Source organism: Streptomyces pluripotens (assembly GCF_000802245.2).
GTDB classification, from domain to species: Bacteria; Actinomycetota; Actinomycetes; order Streptomycetales; family Streptomycetaceae; genus Streptomyces; species Streptomyces pluripotens.
The window spans coordinates 6,671,552-6,690,698 of sequence record NZ_CP021080.1 but is presented as its reverse complement, the minus strand read 5'-3'; the positions used below and the strand labels follow the sequence as shown (position 1 = coordinate 6,690,698).

The window sequence follows — 19,147 nt, the reverse complement described above, 5'->3', positions numbered from 1 at the left end:
GGGGCGTCCTCCTGGTCCGACCATCGCGCACCACGCCCGGCAGGGCACGTGCCCCCCAGACCGGTGGTTCCTCCCTTTCGAGGTGCCGGGACGGCGCGAATGCCGGACGGTGGAAGGAGACCGGAGGGAGCCTGTCATGAGCTGCTGGTGTGGACACGGACCGTGGCACCACTACATGCATCCCTACCCACCGGGCTACTACCTACCGCCCGAGCACTACGGCCCCCCGCCGGAGCAGCCCCGCCGCACGGCTGAGACGGAGGAACTCACGGGCTTCCTGCGACGGCTTGAAGAGGAGATCGCGGCCCTCCGCCGTGACCTGGACGAGCTGCGCAGGTCCGGCGACAAGCGTTGACGAGCCGGGTGCGGAGGGAACGACGAGGACGGAACCGATCGTAGTGGCGTCGACGGCTCCGGCCGGCCTGCAGGTCGTCAGGCACGCCGTCAGCCCGGTGATCATCGTCAACCACACCACGACCGGCCGTCCGCCGGTCAGGCGCTGAGCCGCGCGGCACCGGGCGTGGGGGGAGGCCACGGGCGGCACGATCCTGGGGCTCGGCCGGGGCACGGCACCGACCGTCGCCGCGGTGGCCCTCGCCGTCGTCGCCGGTGGGGACTTCTTCGCCGCGCGCCACCGGCGGGGTGCCCGGCCATCGAGAAGGAGAAGGCCACTTGGTGGGACGACCGGAACCGGTCGTGGGCCGCCGCGGTTGGCCGGGAAGCGCCTGAGCGGGCGACCGCGACCGGTGGCCGGGCCTTGCGACCCCCGAAGCTCGGCCCCCCGTGTTCCGTGTGCCCGCCGCGCGGAACGGCCCCCGGTGCCGGGCCGTCCCCGGGCGCCTGGAATGATGGCAGCCGCCATGAACGTCCCGATGCGGGCTGCCGCCGATCTGAGACTGCTGAGGGCCGCGGTGTTCTCAGCGGTATGCGTGGCGCTGTCCGCAAGCGGGCACGCGCTGGCCTCGGGGTCCGAGGTCCCTCTGTGGTCCCTGGCGGCTGGCTGGGTAGGGATCGCCGGTGTGGCGGGGGCGCTGGCCGGACGGGAGCGATCGCTGCCGGGCATCGCGCTGACCCTGCTGACGGGTGAGATCGGCCTGCACCTGCTGTTCTGCCTCGGCCAGAACTCCATGACGATGGCTCCCTCGGTCAAGCGGTCCGCCTCTGTGGTGACCGTGGCCGAACGGCTGCTGTGCGGTCCACGGGCGGCTCACCTGACCCCGCTGGACGCGACCCGCATCCTGCAGCAGGCCAGGCTCGATGTCTCCGGATCCGTCTCCGCCCTGCACGGTGCGCCCGGGATGCCCGGAATGGCGAGGATGACTGGTCATGGCGGTCTCACCGCGATGTTGGGCTCGATGTTCACACCGTCGATGCTTGCCGCGCACGTGGCCGCGGCCCTCCTCACCGGCTGGGTGCTGCGCCGCTGCGAGATCGCTGTGTGGCAGGCCGTTCGGCTGCCTGCGGTGGCCCTCGCGCACCTGCTCCGCCTCATGTTGCTGTGGCGGTTGAGCGGCTTGTTGGCCACCGTCCGGTGCCAGGTGCCGATGACCGGGCTGCTGGAGCGGATCCTGGCCGCGCTCGGCGCGCATCGCAGAGCCGATAACGGCAGCGCACTGCGGCTGCGGTCCGCCGTGCTGCGCACCTGCGCCGCCCGCCGCGGTCCGCCCGCGCTGGCGTCGGTGGCCTGAGCCTTTCTGCGCACTCCTGCCCGTGTTTGCGGGAAGGCCCACGGCTCTTGCTCACCGCTGTGTGTGGGGCGAGACCGTCCGGATCTGCCCCCTCGCTTCCTCCCTTCGCATCCCGCTCGCTGGGCGATGTTCGCCCGATGACGGGGCAATGTCGTCCTGTCGTGCCTGTTCAGCGGTCGGCCCTGCGACGGTGTCCCACCGCGTGAGCGGCTCGCGCGTCGCCGAGCCATGACCGCAGACACGCGGCCGACGTGCTTCTGCCGCGTGTTCGGCGCAGGCAGGTGCCTTCGTGCAGGCACGCCGTTCGAGTGGCTGGACGTGATCGGGGCGTTGGTGGAGGGAGCCGTCTCGCCCCTGTCCCGGCATACACGCCGCACCTTTGGCGGAGGTTGTGTGCCCACTTCTTCGTACGCAGGAGCTCTTTCATGCGCATCACATCCGCGCGCCGTGCCGGCGTGGCGGTCGCCGTCGTCGCCGCGGCCGGGTTCGGCCTGGCCGCCTGCGGCGGCTCGTCCGACAGCGGGCCGGTCGCCGTCGTCTCCGGTCCCACCGCCTCGGCCCGGCCCGGTGTCATCACTCTGGACACGCCAGACGTCAAACCTGCCCTGACCCTCACCGATCAGAACGGCCACCGCTACGACCTGGTCAAGCAGACCGCGGGCCACCCGACCCTGCTGTACTTCGGCTACACCCACTGCCCGGACGTGTGCCCGACCACGATGGCCGACATCGCCGTGGCCGCCCGGGGGCTACCCATCGCCGAACGGCAGGAGCTGCGAGTGGTCTTCGTCAGTACTGACCCCGACCGCGACTCCCCCAAGCGCCTCAAGAAGTGGCTCGGCGCGATCGACCCCCGGTTCACCGGCCTGACCGGCGACTTCACCACCGTGCAACGCGCGGCCCGCAGCCTCGGGATCGGAGTGTCCCGGCCGGTCAAGCACAAGGACGGCACCGAGACCGTCAGCCACGGCGCCGAAGTGATCGTCTTCTCGCCCAGGGACGACAAGGCCCACCTGTTCTACGCCTCCGGCACGTCGGAGCGGCGGTACGCCGTCGACCTGCCCAAGATCGTCAAGGGAGAGACGCCGTGACGCGTTCGACTACCCGCCCCCGCGCCCGTGTCTCTGCGAGCGCCGCCGCGATCGCCACCCTGCTGCTCGGCGGCACCGTGCTGACCGGCTGCTCCACCTCGTCCTCGGCGGCGCAATCGTCTTCGTCCTCGCCCGGGTCTCCCTCGTCGTCCACGCCGACCGGGTCCGTGGCGTACGACGAGCCGGTGCTGAAGGTGACCGGCGCCTACATACGGCAGCCGGTGACCGCCGACATGGCCGCCGGCTACTTCACCCTCACCAACACCGGCCGGCAGCCCGACAAGCTGACCGGTGTGACCAGCGACATCGCGGCGATGGTCACGATGCACCGCACCACGGCCGAGAACCAGATGGTGCCAGTGAAGGCGTTCACCATCCCCGCGGGCGGCACGCTGACCCTGCGCACCGGCGGTAACCACCTGATGTTCATGGGGTTGAAGAAGAAGCCGACGGCGGGCGAGACGGTCACCCTGCACCTGCGGTTCGCCGCGTCCGATGCGATCACCGTCCGGGTTCCGGTCAAGCCGACGACCTACCAGCCGCCGAACTGACCTGCGGCGAGGGCCTGCCCGGAGGCCAGAAGGCCCGAGACCGTCCGGCCTGGCCCTCGCCCACACCGCTCCAGCCCCCACAGGCTTCACAAGGCTGCAAAGGCTCTCCATGTCAGACGACACCACACGGCATCACGACCACCAGGCCCCAAGGCCCGACTGCCCCTCCTGCCCCGACCGCCGTGACCGGAGGGCCGGTATCTCCCGCAGGCGGATGCTGAGCTCCGCCGGCACCGCCGGAGTCGCCGGGCTCGTGTCCGGGGCAGTGGCAGGTGGCACAGCCGGCTACGCGGTGGCCGACCGCGCCGTCCCGGTGACCGCGGTCGGCGCCACGGCCGTTCCGTTCCACGGAACGCACCAGGCCGGCATCACTGCCCCGCCGCAGGCCCAGGCCATCGGCCACCTCGCTGCCTTCGACCTGGCGCGCGGTACCGGCCGCACGGAGGCCGCCGCGCTGATGCGCCGCTGGTCGGCTGCGGCCAAGGCGATGACACAGGGACATGCGCCCGCCTGCGACGACCAGATCGCTCTCGATGCAGGGCCCTGCTCCTTGACGGCGACCTTCGGTTTCGGCCGCACCTTCTTCACCAGGACGGGACTCACCCACCGGACGCCGGCAGCGCTCGTCCCCGTCCCCCGCTTCCCGTCCGATGCGATCGACCCGAAACGCAGCGACGGCGACCTGTGGATCCAGATCGGCGCCGATGACCCACTCGTCGCCTTCCACGCCCTGCACGTCCTGCAGAAGGAGGCGGCGGGGGCGGCGGAGGTCCGCTGGCAGATGAGCGGCTTCAACCGCGCCCGAGGCGCCACCTCTCACCCGAAGACGGTCCGCAACCTGATGGGCCAGATCGACGGCACCGGTAACCCCAAGCCCACCGACGAGGACTTCGCTGCGAAGATCTTCGTTCCCGACAGCGGCCACACCGATCAGGCCTGGATGAACGGAGGTTCCTACGCCGTCGTACGCCGCATCCGCATGCTGCTCGGTCACTGGGCCGACCTCACCCGAACCGAGCAGGAAGAGGTCATCGGTCGCCGCAAGGGCACCGGCGCACCGTTGTCCGCCCTCAAAGGCGCAGCCGAAACCACTCCGATGGACCTGAACAAGTTCACCCGCAACGGTTCCCTGGCCATCCCGGCGGACGCCCACATCCGCGTCGCCGCCCCCGAGTCAAACGACGGGGCGGCCATGCTGCGCCGCGGCTTCTCCTACCACGACGGCTACCGCACCGACGGCACGCCCGACGCGGGGCTGCTCTTCATCACCTGGCAGGCCGACCCGGAGGCGTTCATCAAGGTGCAGACCAAACTCGACGGCGCCGACCACCTCACCCGCTTCATTCGGCATGAGTCCACCGCCGTCTTCGCTGTCCCGGGCGGCGCAGCGCCGGGCGAGTACGTCGGCCAGCGCCTACTGGAAGGATGACATGACAGGCATGCACGGTATGCAACACATGCAGATGACGCACATGACGGGGCCGATGTGGATGCCCATGGCGCCGCCGACCCTGGGCCGGCTGCTGGCCTTCCACCCGCAGCCCCTGCCGGTGGAGCCCCTCGCCTGCCTGCTGGCCCTGGCCCTGTACGGCCTGGCCGTGTGGCGGCTGCGCCGCCGCGGCGACCGGTGGCCGCTGCACCGCACCCTGCTGTGGAACGCGGGCGTGCTCAGCATCGCGGCCGTCACCTGCACCGGTGTGGGCGGCTACGGCATGGAACTGTTCAGCGTCCACATGGTGCAGCACATGGTGCTGTCCATGCTCTCGCCGATCCTCCTGCTGCTCGGCGCGCCCATCACCCTCGCCCTGCGGGCACTGCCCGTCGCGCGGCGCGGCCGTACCGGTCCCCGCGAGGTCATCGTATGGCTCGTGCACAGCCGTCCGGCTCGGGTGGTCTCCTCGCCCTTCTTCACCCTGCCGTTGTTCATCGCCAGTCTCTACGGCCTCTACTTCACCCCGCTGTTCGACTTCTTCATGCACAGCTGGCTGGGCCACGAGTGGATGCTCGCCCACTTCCTGGTGACCGGCCTGCTGTTCTTCTGGCCCATCATGGGCGTTGACCCCGCACCGCGCCGCCCCTCCCACGTGCTGCGGATGCTGGAGCTGTTCATCGGCATGCCCTTCCACGCCTTCTTCGGCATCGCCGTGATGATGTCCAGCACGCTCATCGTCGGCTTCTTCGCACACCCGCCGGCCGCCTGGCACCTTGTCCCGCTCTCCGACCAGAACATGGGAGGCGGCATCGCCTGGGCCTTCAGCGAGATCCCCACGGTGATGGTGCTGATCGCCCTGCTCGTCCAGTGGGCCGCCAGCGATCGCCGCGCCGCAGTCCGCGCAGACCGCCAGGCCGACCGGGACCACGACGCCGAACTCAGCGCATACAACGCCTACTTGGCCCGCCTTGCTGCCCGTGACGACCCGGCGTGAACTTCCCGGTGGTGTCGGTGCCCGCCGTCCGGGCACCGACACCACCGACGTCACACACCGGGTCGGAGGCGCCGCTGAGGTTCCCGCGCTCCAGCCGCACGCGGTAGTCCGCGCTCAGGCCCGCGAGCAGGGCGCCCCCTCCGCGCCGAAGGTCCGGGGCGCGGGGGTTCCCGCCGCGGACCGGCAACCCCTCCTACTCCGGGGCGTCCGCGCCCACCGGCGCTGAGGAACGTGCGGACCTCCACACCCACCCCTCAAATTGAACGCGTTCAAAACTATGGTCTACGCTGATGCCAAGCAAAGACCGAGGGGGCTCGATGAAGGTGGTACTGCCCGGGGGAACGGGACAGGTCGGCACCATTCTCGAACGTGCACTGACGGCGGCCGGGCACGAGGTCACGGTGTTGACCCGGCGTCCTGTACGGGCGCACCACATCGGATGGGACGGGGCCACGCTCGGCCGCTGGGCCGCGGCGCTCGACGGCTGCGACGCCGTGATCAACCTGGCCGGGCGCAGCGTCTCGTGCCGCTACACCCCCGAGAACCTACGCGCGATGATGGACTCACGGGTGGATTCGGCACGGGTGGTCGGCGAGGCGATCGCCGCCGCGGCACGGCCGCCGCGCGTCTGGCTGCAGATGAGTACGGCGACGGTCTACGCCCACCGCTTCGACGCGGCCCATGATGAGGCGACCGGGCTGATCGGGGGCTCGGAGCCCGGGGTGCCGGACTACTGGGCGTACAGTGTCGAGATCGCGCAGAACTGGGAGCGGGCGCAGGCCGAGGCACCGACTCCCGAGACCCGCAAGGTGGCGCTGCGCTCGGCGATGGTCATGAGCCCGGACCGGGGCGGTGTGTTCGACGTGTTGTCGCGGCTGGCGCGCCTCGGGCTGGGCGGTCCGGTGGCCGGCGGCGCACAGTACGTCTCCTGGATCCACGACCAGGACTTCGTGCAGGCGGTGGAGTTCCTGATCGCCCGTGACGATCTCGAAGGGCCAGTGAACCTCGCCTCGCCAGGCCCCCTTCCGCAGCGCGACCTCATGCGGGCGTTGCGCACGGCCTGGGGCATCCCGGTGGGGTTGCCAGCGACACGCTGGATGGCCGAGTTGGGGGCGTTCGCACTGCGCACGGACACGGAGCTGCTGCTCAAGAGCCGTCGGGTGGTACCGGGCCGGCTGCGCGCGGCCGGGTTCACTTTCGCGTATCCCGAATGGGGGACGGCCGCTACGTCCCTCGTACGCCGAGCCAGGCTGGTTCGTGCGGCATCGCGGCGGGTCCCTGCATCGAGCCAGGCAGCGTAGAAACCGGTTCAGGGTTCAGCCGGTCCACTGCTGCATCGTGTGGTCGTCGCTGAGCCGGTCGGATCCGATGTGACGGTCGGCGGCGACGGCGGTGCTGCCGATCATGGCGTGCCACATCAGGTCGGTGGCACAGAAGCTTTCGAGGGTCCAGCACCAGATGGCTTCGACGTAGTCCGCGCGGTCAAGTTCCATCACGGCTTCGAGCAGGGCTACCCGGAGTCTCTGCTCCACCGCGTAGACCTCCTGGGTGCTGGGGACTCTTCGCTGGGCGCGCTGTTGGAGCGGCCAGCAGTGACCGTAGTAGAGGAGGGTGCCGACGGCGGGGTGCTTGCCGATGGCGTCCCACGTCCTCTGGGTGAGGGTGACCGTGTGGTTGTGCAGGGTGCCGGGCACCAGGTCGTGGCTGGTGGTCTCATGGCCGATGTCACCGAGGAGCACCGCCTGGTGCCAGGAGGCCATGGTGGTAGTGGGACCGATCCCGGGGTCGTCGCTGACCAGTGCGCAGGAAATGCCCCGGTGCCGGGTGTCGGCAATCTGCCAGGCGTAGGTGGACGCAATCGCGATCCCGCCCATGGTGTCACTTCGGAGGGTTCCCGTGCGGTTGAGGACACTGGCGAGTTTGCGGTAAGCGAGGGTCAGATCCTCACGACCGGTCTTTCCGCCCGTCAGGGTCAAGATGCTGTTGCACATGTCGCCGGAGGCCCAGTCGTAGCCGAGGTCGATGACATCGTTGACCACGCGGGCGACGCCCGGGCTCATCAGGTCGTCAGTACAGCCACCGGTGCCGACCGCCCACTGTTCGGCCCCGGAGTCGACGACCAGGTAGGAGGACCACAGTTGTGGGTCCTCCCATACGACTCCGCCCCGGCGCACCAGGGTGTGGCGACGGGCTTCCTGTTCACGGCGTTGTTTGACGTAGAGGGCGCCGTAGCTGAAGCTGCATCCCGCCGCGAAGGCGCCGAGGTAGGTGTCGGAAGCGGCGACGGCCTTTCGTGCGTAGCTTTGGACGTGGCGCCACCAGCCCAGGCTGGGCGAGTTCTCGGCGAGGAAGTTGTAGTCGTAGTAGAACTGACTGTCCAGAAGCATCGTTGACCAGGCCATCGGGGTACGGCCGTACACGCCGGCGTCTACGGCGAGAACACCGAGACCTACGGTCGGCCGTTGGTAGATGCCGCGCATACCGTACCTGCGGCAAGCTTCGACCCAGGCTGCGTCATCCTCGTCTTCCCAGCCGGTGCCCTTGTGCAGGAAGTCGGACGGGTGCGGGCGGCCAGTGTGCCGCAAATCAGCGTCCACGAAACGGATTTTGCTGGTGCCCAGGGTGTCGGCGGCCACGGTCGCGGGCCCCTCGTCCGCCGACCAGTCGACCAGCGCGTCGTAGATCGAGCACGACACCCAGGCCGTCCAGTTGCTCATCAGCGCCATGACCGTCCGGCATCCGGGGGGTTCCTGACGGGCGGCGAGGCTTGCGGTGGTGAAGTGCAGGGTCTGGGCACAGCGAGACCCCGCGGAGGCGACCAGGGCTTCGCGGATCAGGTCCTGCTGGGTGTCAGGCGCCAAGGCGGGCGCGCACGAGTCCGGCTCCAGAATCCGCACGCCGGCGAGCGCCGCGAAACCAGGATCGAAGCCCAGATACCACGGAGCACCGTCGCAGCCGCCCTGGCAGCCGTCAGCCATGCTGTGGAACAGGGTGCCGCCCCGCGGAGGGGAGATGGTGTACTCGCGGCCGGGCACCAGGGTTTCCGCGACCGCGTAGCAGGACATTCGGTAGTGCTGGTGATCGGGTTCGTTGATCGCGTACGAGACCGGCGGCCGACTGGATACCTCCGGAAACGGGATGACCTGGGAGTTCAACCCCTTGTCCATGATGTTGGGGTCGTCCAGTGGAACCCGCCGGGGTTGAGCCGTGTTCGGTTCGTCTTCCATAGCAGCTTCTCCACCTTGCCGGGAGTCTGATCGAATGAGCCTGTACTCACCTGTTGGCGATGGGCGGTGCGGCAGTGTCTGACATTGTGGAGGCCTGCTCATCCTGAACCCCCAGAACGCTTGGAAGTCCAGTGAATTGACGGTGAACTGAGGCAGATTGCCGGGTTGGGGCAACCGCGATCAGCATCATCTGGACGTTACGTTGGAGTGCATTGGAGCGCCGCATTTCCCGCCTGTGCGTAACAAGCGACTGACCACAGCGGCCCGAAAGCCACGAGCCAGAAGACTGCGTCCTCCATGCATACACCAGCGCGCAGGTGAGGGCGCAACGGCGCATGTGAAGGGAGCGCACCCCAGGAGATGACTCCTTTCGCAAACATCGCCCAGGCGAAGCGAATCCGGGACCGTGGGAGGCCCAGGCAGCGCTGTGGCCACTGTGTGCGCCACCGTCAGGCTTCACCGTCTGTCCGCGACGGCAAGGGCCCTCTGACCTCCCAGGAAAGTCCGTGATCACCCTCGGATGCACCACCTGAACTTCACCTCAATGCCACCTGGGGGTGCCCATGACGGTGCGGATGTTCTCCGTGGCCGTGATGCCCTGGGGCGCGCGGGAGCACACCGGGTCCCTGGAGCGCACGCACTAGGCCAAGGGCATGTGCGCTTCACGGAATTCACTCCGTATGCACTGGATACCCCTCTTGAACTCACCTCATCTGTTTGCCGGCTCGTGCCGGACGGGCACCTCCACCTCGAAATACGACCGATGTCTTCCCTGGAATAGGGGGGTGGGTCGGCCCATGGCCGCGCCGCGTGTCATCACTTTTGCTACGGAATCCTGCTTGCTGTCCATCGTCGGGAATTCCTCCGTCACCCCAGCCCTGTCCTTCGCCCCGGCTCGGTTGGGGCGGACACGGTGACGGGCGCCCACATCGACCGGCACGAGCACTTCCCGCTGCTGGCTGCGCACGGCTGCCCCGAGGCGTTGCGTTCCCTGTCGTACGGGGAGCTCAAGGAACTCGCTGACGAGATCCGCGCGTTCCTGGTCGACAGGGTCTGTGCCACCGGAGGCCATCTGGGACCGAATCTGGGAGTGGTGGAACTCACCCTCGCACTGCACCGGGTCTTCGACTCACCGCGTGACAGTCTCGTCTTCGATATCGGGCACCAGTCGTACGTCCACAAACTGCTGACGGGGCGGGCAGCCGACTTCGGATCGCTGCGGCAGGAGGGCGGACTGTCCGGCTATCCGTCCCGTGACGAGTCGGTGCACGACCTGGTGGAGAACTCCCATGCCTCCACTGCACTGTCCTACGCGGACGGCCTAGCCAAGGCACACGAGCTGACCGGCCACACGGACCGGCGGGTGGTGGCTGTCATCGGGGACGGGGCGATGACCGGAGGAATGGCGTGGGAGGCGCTGAACAACATCGGCGGTGCGCCTGGCCGTCCGGTGATCGTGGTCCTCAACGACAACGGCCGCTCCTACGCCCCCACCACCGGAGCACTGGCTACCTCCCTGGCCACGCTCCCCCGGAACGACGGCGGGACGAACACCGGCCGGAACCTGTTCACGGACCTCGGCTTCGCCTACCTCGGCCCCCTCAACGGACACGACACAGCCGCCCTGGAGGGCGCGCTGCGCCGGGCCCGGTCCCTGGAACGGCCGGTGGTGGTGCACGTGGTCACGGTCAAGGGCAAGGGCTACCGCCCGGCCGAGCAGGACGAGGCGGACTGCCTGCACGCGGTGGGCCCCGTGAACGCCACAACCGGCCGACCCGATACCGCCGTGGCGCTGTCCTGGACCGACGCGTTCGAACAGGTCCTGGTGGAACTGGCGGCCGAACGTGAGGACCTGGTCGCCGTCACCGCGGCGATGCTGCGCCCGACCGGGCTGTGGGCCATGGCACAGCGGTATCCCCGGCGGGTCTTCGACGTCGGGATCGCCGAACAGCACGCGGTGACCAGTGCCGCGGGACTGGCCATGGGCGGCCTGCACCCGGTGGTCGCGCTCTACGCGACGTTCGTGAACCGGGCGTTCGACCAGGTCCTGATGGACGTCGGCCTGCACCGGCTGCCCGTCACCTTCGTCCTGGACCGGGCCGGTATCACGGGGCCGGACGGACCCAGCCACCACGGCATGTGGGATCTGGGCGTCCTGGCCACGGTGCCAGGCCTCCGGATCGCGGCCCCTCGCGACGCCTACCGGCTCAGGTCCCTGCTGCGCGAAGCCGTCGCGGTGCGCAACGGCCCCACGGTATTGCGCATCCCCAAGTCGGCGACCGGAGCGGCCGTCGATGCGGTGGCGCAGGTGGACGGCCTGGACATCCTGCACCGCAGCCCGCGGCGCCCCCTGGACGTCCTACTCGTCCCCGCGGGTCCGCTCGCCACCGCGGCCCTCGAGGCCGTCGCCGTGCTGGAAGGGCAGGGGCTGGGGGTAACGGTGGCCGACCCTGGCTGGATCCTGCCCGTCCGCCACACGCTGCCCACGCTGGTCGCCCGTCACCGTGTCGCCGTCAGCATCGAGGACAACATCCGCACCAGCGGCTTCGGCACGGCTCTGGCCCAGGCCTGCCAGGAGGCCGGAGTGGCCACCCCAGTGACCAGCCTCGGACTGCCCCACACGTTCCTCCCCCACGGACCCCGCAGCGCCCTGCTGACCCGGGCCGGCCTGGACGCCGACGGCATCGCCCGCTCCGCCCGCCGAGCCCTCGCCGCCGCGTCCGCACGCCCACCATGCTCCAGCTCCACCCCCGACACAGGGAGCCTTTGATGGCCACCATCGACCCGCAACCGCCCGCCATGCCGCCCCCGCCGCCAGAACCACGCCGCCGCTCCCGCCAGCTGCGCATCGGGAACGTCCTGGTGGGCGGGGACGCACCGGTGAGCGTGCAGACTATGACCACCACCAACACCGCCGACGTGGACGCCACCCTCCAGCAGATCGCCGAGGTCACCGCAGCCGGCTGCGACATCATCCGCGTCGCGGTACCCACTGCTGACGATGCCGCCGCACTACCTGCCATCACCGCCCGCTCGCCGATCCCGGTCATCGCCGACATCCACTTCCAGCCCCGCTACGTCTTCCAGGCGATCGACGCCGGCTGCGCCGCGGTCCGCGTCAACCCCGGCAACATCAGGAAGTTCGACGACAGGGTGGAGGACATCGCCAAAGCGGCAGCCGACGCGCGGGTGCCACTGCGGATCGGGGTGAACGCCGGCTCCCTCGATCCCCGACTGCTCGCCCGGCACGGCGCGGCCACCGCCGAGGCCCTGGTCGAATCCGCGCTGTGGGAAGCCTCACTGTTCGAGGAACACGGCTTTTCCGATATCAAGATCGCGGTCAAGCACCACGACCCCCTGGTCGTGGTGGCCGCCAACCGGCTGCTGGCCAGCCGCTGCGTCTACCCCCTCCACCTGGGCGTCACCGAGGCTGGTCCCACCCTTCAGGGCTCTGTCAAGTCCGCCGTCGCCTTCGGCATCCTGCTCTCGGAAGGCATCGGCGACACCATCCGCGTCTCCCTGTCCGCGCCCCCCTTAGAGCAGGTCAAAGCGGGCTGCCACATCCTGGCCTGCCTGGGGCTGCGGCCCCGCAAGCTGGAAATCGTCTCCTGCCCCGGCTGCGGCCGCCTCCAGGTCGACATCCACAAACTGGCAACCCGGGTCGAAGCGGCCTTCGGCGGCTTCCCCCACCCGCTGCGCATCGCCGTCATGGGCTGCGTCGTCAACGGGCCCGGTGAAGCCCGCGCCGCCGACCTCGGTGTCTCCTCCGGCAACGGCAAGGGACAGATCTTCGTCAAGGGCAAGGTCATCGCCACCGTCCCCGAGGCCCAGATCGTCAACCGGCTGCTCGAAGAGGCACTCCGCTTGGCCCAAGAGGACCCCACGCCAACGGAGCAGGCGGGGCCATGACGCACACCCCGGCCGCGCCGGAACCGGACCTCACCGGCTTCCGCCAGGCCGTCGACGCCTGCCTCGACCGCTTCCTGGATCGCAAGGCCCACACGGCGGCCGCTGACGAGCTGCCTCCCGAGATCATCGACATCCTGCGCGACTTCCTGTTCCGCGGCGGCAAACGCCTGCGTCCCCTGCTGTGCGCGTGCGGCTGGAGCGCGGGCGCGGGCGGTGGCGAGACCACCAGGCTTGTGTCGGTCGCGGCCGCGATGGAGATGTTCCACGCCTTCGCCCTCATACACGACGACGTCATGGACCGCTCCGCCACCCGCCGCGGCCGGCCCACCGTCCACCGCGCCCTCGCCACCCACCACGGCGCGCACCGCAGCCAGACCGCCGCCGAGCGGCTCGGCGCGAGCGCGGCCGTCCTGGTCGGTGACCTGGCGCTGGTCTGGTCCGACGAGCTCCTGTCCACCCATCTGTCCCCCGAGCAACTGCCCGCGGTCCGACCGTACGTCGATGCGATGCGTACCGAGGTGATGTACGGCCAGTACCTCGACCTGCTGAACACCGGCCAACTCACCGGCGACATCGAAACCCCATTGCAGGTCATCCGCTACAAGACCGCCAAGTACACCATCGAACGCCCCCTGCACATCGGCGCAGCCCTCGCCGGAGCCGGCCCCGCGGTCCTTGACGCCTGCACCGCCTTCGCTCTCCCCCTGGGCGAGGCGTTCCAGCTCCGCGACGACCTCCTGGGGGTGTTCGGCACCCCCGAACAGACCGGCAAGCCCGTCCTGGACGACCTGCGCGACGGCAAACACACCGTGCTGATCGCCCTCGCCCTCACTCGCGCCAACCCCCATCAGGACACCATCCTGCGCACCCTGCTCGGCTCCCCAGACCTGGACGAGAACGGCGCCGCTCGCATTCGCGCCATCCTCGACTCCACCGGCGCCCACGCCGATACCGAGCACATGATCCACACCCGGTACCAACAAGCCCTCACCGCACTCGACCGCGCCCCCTTCCCCGCCACCGCCACCGCCGCCCTCCGACAGATCGCCCACGCGGCCACCACAAGGACCGCATGACCCACTGCCGTCGTGTCCTGCTCACCACACCCTGCGGCCACTGCGCCGGCACGGCCCGCGCGATCGAGCGGTGGCGCGGGATCGAAGCGGTGGAAAGGGGACCTGGAGCAGTGAGCTCCGTGCGGGGCGCCCGGGGACCGGTGCGACGGCGGCCTCCGCGCACACGGGTGCAGCCGAGGATTCTCCTCTTTGCGTGTGTAGAGGAGAGGTGTGAGCGTGCATCCATGGAATTCCTCAGCAGACAGTCCACCAGCAAGGCCCCGGCCGAGTGGTTCACCGGCGACGTGTGGTGGGACGTGATCCATCCCGGTGACGCGCCGTCGCGGATGCGTGCGGTCCTCGTCCGCTTCACGCCCGGCGCCCGCACCGCCTGGCACCACCACGCCCTCGGCCAGACCCTGCACGTGGTCTCCGGAGTGGCCCTGGTCGGTACGCGCGACGGCACCGTCTTCGAGGCTCACCCCGGCCAGACCGTTTCCTGCCCGCCGGGCGAGGAGCACTGGCACGGTGCCGCTCCCGACCACTTCATGGAACATCTGGCGCTGTGGGAGGGCTCCGACGACGGCGCCCCCGAGACGTCGTGGGCCGAACACGTCACGGACGAACAGTACGCAGCCGGTCCGCGCACTCGCGCCTGAGACCGGTCCGTCCGAGAGGCAGCCCCCCATGCGAGCAACCTTCCTGTACGGCGCCGGCGACGTACGCGTCGAGCACGCACCCGATCCGGTCCTGGAGCAGCCCACCGACGCCGTCGTGCGCGTCGTCCGCACCAGCGTCCGCGGCAGCGACCTCCACCCCTACCGCACCATGCCGGCCCCCGGCCGCCCCAGACCGTTCCAGGCCCCTGAGGCCGATTGGCTCGTCAGGGGCCGTCGCACCGTCGGTGACGGCCGTGCGGCGGGTTCGTACGGGCGTGGCTCCCGCGGTGCCGTACACCGCGGGGACCAAGCCCTCGTGTCGTCGACCCTCACGGGCCCACCGATATCGTGGGGCGGGCGCGCGTGCTGGCGCGGATTTCCCCAGCCGACAGCAAAATCTGCCCGGCGTGGGGTGCTTCAGCCGGAGATCCGGACGGGCAGTTCGGCCAGGCCACGCATGATGATGTTGGGTACCCGGGCCGGCGTCTCGGTCAGCAGTTCCAGGTCCAGCGCGGTCAGGGCGGACACTGCGGCCTGTGCGGTGAGCCTGGCCAGCGGCGCGCCGACACAGAAGTGGATGCCCAGGCCGAAGCCCAGGTTGCGGCCGGCCGGCCGGTCCAGCTTGAGCGCGTCGGGGTCGTCGTAGACCGCCGGGTCGTGGCTGGCCGCGCCGATCATCAGCATGACCTGTTCCCCCGGCTGGACGGTGTGCCCGGCGATCTCGGCCTCGGCCACCGCGACCCGGGAGATCATCTGCACCGGCGGGTCGAAGCGCAGCATCTCTTCGACCGCGGCGGGCACCCGATCCGGGTCGGCACGCAGCCAGTCCCGCTGTTCGGGGCGGCCCAGGAGCGCCAACATGCCGTTACCGATCAGGTTGACCGTGGTGGCGTACCCGGCCGAGAGCAGCAGCGTGCAGGTGACCTCCAGTTCGTGCGGGGTCAGCTTGTCCCCGCCCTCCTCGACCGAGACCAACTCGCTGATCAGGTCGGTGCCCGGGTCAGCTCGACGCCGCTCGGCCAGCTCACCGATGTAGTGGTACAGCTCGGCGCGGGCGCTGTCCCGCTTGGCGATCTCCTCGGGAGCGAGCAGGAAGCTGGGGTCCAGACCACGGGCGATGTCGCCGGACAACTCGTCAAACCGGGCGGCGTGCTCGGCCGGGACGTCCAGCAGCGCGTTCTGCATCCGGCCGGGCAGCGGGTGCGCCACCGCGCGCATCAGGTCGATGGGGCCGTCGCCCGCCTCGGCGCGGGCGGTCTCGATCAGCTCGTGCACGACCCGCTCGGCAGTGGCGCGCATCCGGTCCACCTGGCGTGCGGCGAACGCCTTGCTGACCAGGGCACGGATCCGGGTGTGCTCGGGCGGGTCGGCGAAGATGAACGGCCGCACCACCGAGCCGTCGGCCCCGTGGCGGAAGTGGTCGGCGACGGCGGCGCCGTCGCCCCATCCGAATCGCTGATCGCGCAGCACGGCCGAACAGGCCTCGTGCCCGGTCACCGCCCACAGCCCCAGCGGGGTCCGGGTCACCGGGCCCTTCTCGCGGACCTGTGCGTAGCTCGGGTAGGGGTCGGCCAGGAAGGCCGGGTCGAATGGGTCGAAGGGCAACAGCTGGGCGATGAGGCCCGGGTCGAGCATCGGAGCTTCGGTCATGACTACCGTTCCCAACCCCGCGCGGGACGCCGGTCGCCGCGCGGCAGGTTCTTGTCTCGGTTCGGGGTGGACTGTGCGTGCGCCGGGGGTTCGGGGCGGCTGCCCGGGTGTCAGCCCTCGGCGGCCGGGGTGACCGGGGTGAAGGTCACCGGCAGGTGGTCCAGGCTGTTGGCCACCAGGCTGGGTGTCCAGGTCAGCTTCTCCTGAGAAACCGCCAGTTGAAGGTCGTCGAATCGGTCGAACAGGGTGCGTAGCGCGATGCGGGCCTTGAGCCGGGCGAGCGGGGCGCCGATGCAGAAGTGCGGGCCGTGGCCCAGCGCCAGGTGCCTGGAGGCGTCACGGCGGATGTCCAGCGTCTCCGGGTCGCTGAACTGGCCGGCGTCGTGGTTGGCCGCGGCCAACGAGATCATCACGTGCTCGCCCGCCTTGACCCGCGCGCCGCCCAGCATCATGTCCTGCGTGGCGAAGCGGTACACCGCGGTGAACACCGGGCTGGTCAGCCGGAGGAGTTCCTCGATGGCCGGGCCGAGCGTCTCGGGACGGTTCTTGAGCTCGGCCAGCTGCTCGGGGTTGCGCAAGAGCGCGAGGATGCCGTTGGACAGCAGGTTGATGGTGGTCTCCGCGCCGGCGAGCAGCAGCAGCATGACCGTGGAGCGGATCTCCAGGTCGGCGAGGGCATCGCCGTCCTCGTTGGCCTGTACCAGACCGGAGATGAGGTCCGGGCCGGGGTCGGCACGGCGCTGCGCGGTCAGGTCGGTGAGGTACTCCTCGAACCAGCCGACCGAGGCGACGACCTCCTGCGGGCTGGTGGAGTTGCCCAGGCCGACGAAGATGTAGGTGTTTCGCTCGAATTCGTCGCGGTCGGCCAGCGGCACGCCGAGCATCTCGTAGAGCACCGTCGATATCAGGGGTGAGATGAACTCGTCCTTCAGATCGGCCGTGCCCGCCCCGGCGACCGCGTCGAGCAGTTCGTCGGTGATCTGCTGAATGCGCTCGCCGAGGTCGGCCACGCGGCGCGGGGTGAACGCCTTGGACACCAGCCCGCGCAGCCGGGTGTGCTCGGGCGGGTCGGCGAGGTTCATGTGCTGGTTGAGGATGGACTTGCGGCCGTCGTAACCCAGCGAGGGCCACAGTTCGGGCAGCGCGTTGTCGAGGTTCTTGCTCAGCTTACGGTTGTTCAGCGCGGCGAGCGCGTCCTCGTACCGGGTGATCATCCATACCGGATTGCCGTCGGGCAGCAGCAGTTGTTCTACCGGGCGGGGTTCGGGCAGTCCGGGCGTCCACGGGCGGGGCCCCGCCCCGGGGCCGGCGTGCGCGGGACAGCCGGTGGCCACATCACCGTCGGGGTTCGGCATGTCGTGTCCTCTCGTGGTTGGTGCTCGGCCATCACCGGGCGGTTGCCGTGGGAGATGGCGTGGTGGGGACCAGCGCGGCGAACTTCGCGGCCACACCGGTGAACCGGTCGGTGTCACCGGAAGCGGCCACGTAGCCGTCCGGGCGGAGCAGCACGAACCGCTGTGTCCGGCCGTCCAGCGGGAAATGCGCTACCAGGTCTGGCCATTGGTCGGCCAACTCGGATGCTGCCGCGGCGAGTTGGCTTGCGGTACCGCCGTAGGTGATCAGCTGGAACCGGCCGGCCAGTCCGTCGGACGGTTTGGGGAGCCAACTGGGATCCCGGGTTCCGGGTCGCGGCCGGGAGCGGTGGGTGTCGCCGGCGGGGCCGCCGAACAGCACGTCCGGGTAGCGGCTGCGCCAGCCGGCCAGCATCGGCGCGTAGCCGCGGGCCAGCCCACCGGAGGCTCCCAGCAACCGCCAGACGAGGTCCCGGGCGTGGCGGGCCACCGGACCGGCCACGGCCTGCCTGGCCATCCGGCCGGTGGCCTGGAGGGTCTGTGCGATCGCAGCGCGTCGCTCCGGGTCGTAGCTGTCCAGGACCGAGTCGTGGAGCCGGCCGTGCACCACGCCGGCGAGTTTCCAGGCCAGGTTGCGGGTGTCCGGGATACCCAGGCTGAGGCCCTGGCCGCCGATCGGGCTGTGCACGTGCGCGGCGTCGCCGACGAGGAAGCAGCGCCCGGATCGGAGCGCACCCGCCACTCGCTCGTCGCTGGAGAACAGCGTCACGGTGCGCACCTCGGTGAAACGGAGCCCGCCGGGTCCGCGTTCGTCCAACAGCATCTGGGCGTGCTCCGCCGTGGCCTCGGTGCCCGCCGGGACGGCGCCGGAGATACGGAATTCGCCGCCGGGCAACGGGGCGATCAGCGCGACGCCGGTGTCGGCGAGGAAGTAATGGACCTCGTCGGCGCTGATCTCCCCGGCGATGCGGCCCTCGGCGAGCAGGAAGGTGGCCGGGAACCGGGCCCCGCAGAAGTCGATGCCCAACTGGGAGCGCACCTGGCTGCGCAGCCCGTCCGCGCCCACCACCCAGTCGGCCTCGATCTCGGTGGTGCTGCCGTCCGTGCGGGTTGCGGTGACGGTCACCGTGTGCTCGTCCTGGACGACCTTGGTCACCCTGGTGCCCCACTGGACGCCGACGCCGCGGTCGGCCAGCGCCTCAGCCAGCAGCCGCCCGGTGCGCTCCTGGGGCAGCACCAGCGGGGCGTTGGCCTCGGCGAGCGGCACCCGCACGCTGCCGCCGGAGCCCAGGTGGTAGTGGAGTGCGACGGGCTGGACACCGTCCTGGGCGGCGCGCTCGGCGAGGCCGAGTTCGGCGAGCACTTCCCGCACCGGGGGCCACAGCAGGATCGCCCGGGAGCCGGTGTGCGCGTGGTCCTCCGCGTCGACCACCGTGGCCTCGACACCGAGCCGGCTCAGCTGCGCGGCCATGGCCAGGCCGCACGGGCCCGCACCGACGACCAGAACGGTAGTGCGTTGCGTCATCGCTTCTCCAACCA

General features: G+C 70.2%; 16 protein-coding genes and 1 pseudogene. 13 read left to right on the top strand and 4 right to left on the bottom strand.

Annotation, left to right across the window (positions count from 1 at the left end; all coding sequences use genetic code 11):
* Positions 1–136: 136 nt before the first annotated feature.
* From LK06_RS33530 to LK06_RS29470, 8 genes are all read left to right on the top strand, one after another.
* Positions 137–355, top strand: a complete 219-nt coding sequence (locus tag LK06_RS33530) for a restriction endonuclease subunit S domain-containing protein (RefSeq protein WP_043432150.1) — start codon at positions 137–139, stop codon at positions 353–355.
* A 505-nt stretch (positions 356–860) separates the two neighbouring features.
* Positions 861–1,688 carry a hypothetical protein gene (locus LK06_RS29500; protein ID WP_063891021.1) on the top strand — a complete coding sequence of 276 codons (828 nt, stop codon included), beginning with the start codon at positions 861–863 and terminating at the stop codon, positions 1,686–1,688.
* Between the two features lie 425 nt (positions 1,689–2,113).
* Positions 2,114–2,779 carry an SCO family protein gene (locus LK06_RS29495; RefSeq protein WP_043432154.1) on the top strand — a complete coding sequence of 222 codons (666 nt, stop codon included), beginning with the start codon at positions 2,114–2,116 and terminating at the stop codon, positions 2,777–2,779.
* Positions 2,776–3,330 (top strand): copper chaperone PCu(A)C, encoded by a 555-nt coding sequence (locus LK06_RS29490; protein ID WP_039654850.1) that lies wholly within the window; start codon positions 2,776–2,778, stop codon positions 3,328–3,330. Before LK06_RS29495 ends, LK06_RS29490 begins: the two co-directional genes overlap by 4 nt.
* Positions 3,331–3,439: 109 nt before the next feature.
* Positions 3,440–4,759 carry an iron uptake transporter deferrochelatase/peroxidase subunit gene (efeB, locus tag LK06_RS29485; RefSeq protein WP_078858699.1) on the top strand — a complete coding sequence of 440 codons (1,320 nt, stop codon included), beginning with the start codon at positions 3,440–3,442 and terminating at the stop codon, positions 4,757–4,759.
* Between the two features lie 34 nt (positions 4,760–4,793).
* The gene (locus tag LK06_RS29480; RefSeq protein WP_039654858.1) at positions 4,794–5,756 is read left to right on the top strand and encodes a cytochrome c oxidase assembly protein; all 963 of its coding nucleotides are present in this window, start codon (positions 4,794–4,796) and stop codon (positions 5,754–5,756) included.
* Entirely contained in the window at positions 5,740–5,982 is a 243-nt protein-coding gene (locus tag LK06_RS35385) for a hypothetical protein (RefSeq protein ID WP_159025170.1), read from the top strand. The genes LK06_RS29480 and LK06_RS35385 overlap by 17 nt, the downstream gene beginning before the upstream one ends.
* 91 nt (positions 5,983–6,073) lie before the next feature.
* Positions 6,074–7,057, top strand: a complete 984-nt coding sequence (locus LK06_RS29470; RefSeq protein WP_039654848.1) for a TIGR01777 family oxidoreductase — start codon at positions 6,074–6,076, stop codon at positions 7,055–7,057.
* A gap of 15 nt (positions 7,058–7,072) precedes the next feature.
* Here the strand turns inward: LK06_RS29470 and LK06_RS29465 are convergent, their stop codons facing one another.
* Positions 7,073–8,983 carry a hypothetical protein gene (locus tag LK06_RS29465; protein WP_039654847.1) on the bottom strand — a complete coding sequence of 637 codons (1,911 nt, stop codon included), beginning with the start codon at positions 8,981–8,983 and terminating at the stop codon, positions 7,073–7,075.
* Between the two features lie 913 nt (positions 8,984–9,896).
* Between LK06_RS29465 and LK06_RS29460 the strand changes: the two genes are divergently transcribed.
* The 5 genes and pseudogenes from LK06_RS29460 to LK06_RS34670 all read left to right on the top strand — a co-directional run.
* The gene (locus LK06_RS29460; RefSeq protein WP_374208180.1) at positions 9,897–11,753 is read left to right on the top strand and encodes a 1-deoxy-D-xylulose-5-phosphate synthase; all 1,857 of its coding nucleotides are present in this window, start codon (positions 9,897–9,899) and stop codon (positions 11,751–11,753) included.
* Positions 11,753–12,892, top strand: coding sequence for a flavodoxin-dependent (E)-4-hydroxy-3-methylbut-2-enyl-diphosphate synthase (gene ispG, locus LK06_RS29455; RefSeq protein ID WP_039654846.1), 1,140 nt, complete (start codon positions 11,753–11,755; stop codon positions 12,890–12,892). The genes LK06_RS29460 and ispG overlap by 1 nt, the downstream gene beginning before the upstream one ends.
* Positions 12,889–13,968, top strand: a complete 1,080-nt coding sequence (locus LK06_RS29450) for a polyprenyl synthetase family protein (protein WP_043432156.1) — start codon at positions 12,889–12,891, stop codon at positions 13,966–13,968. Before ispG ends, LK06_RS29450 begins: the two co-directional genes overlap by 4 nt.
* A gap of 224 nt (positions 13,969–14,192) precedes the next feature.
* A complete protein-coding gene (locus LK06_RS29445; protein WP_043432158.1) occupies positions 14,193–14,606 on the top strand; it encodes a (R)-mandelonitrile lyase in 414 nt (137 codons plus the stop codon).
* Positions 14,607–14,634: 28 nt separating this feature from the next.
* Positions 14,635–14,802: pseudogene (locus LK06_RS34670) on the top strand (IMP dehydrogenase); the annotation flags it as partial.
* 221 nt (positions 14,803–15,023) lie between these two features.
* Here LK06_RS34670 and LK06_RS29440 read toward each other — a convergent pair.
* The 3 genes from LK06_RS29440 to LK06_RS29430 all read right to left on the bottom strand — a co-directional run bounded on the left by LK06_RS29440 (position 15,024) and on the right by LK06_RS29430 (position 19,133).
* Positions 15,024–16,256 (bottom strand): cytochrome P450, encoded by a 1,233-nt coding sequence (locus LK06_RS29440; RefSeq protein WP_052318831.1) that lies wholly within the window; start codon positions 16,254–16,256, stop codon positions 15,024–15,026.
* Positions 16,257–16,366: 110 nt separating this feature from the next.
* Positions 16,367–17,611, bottom strand: coding sequence for a cytochrome P450 family protein (locus tag LK06_RS29435; protein ID WP_052270103.1), 1,245 nt, complete (start codon positions 17,609–17,611; stop codon positions 16,367–16,369).
* 31 nt (positions 17,612–17,642) lie between these two features.
* Entirely contained in the window at positions 17,643–19,133 is a 1,491-nt protein-coding gene (locus LK06_RS29430; protein WP_063891022.1) for an FAD-dependent oxidoreductase, read from the bottom strand.
* Positions 19,134–19,147: the final 14 nt, after the last annotated feature.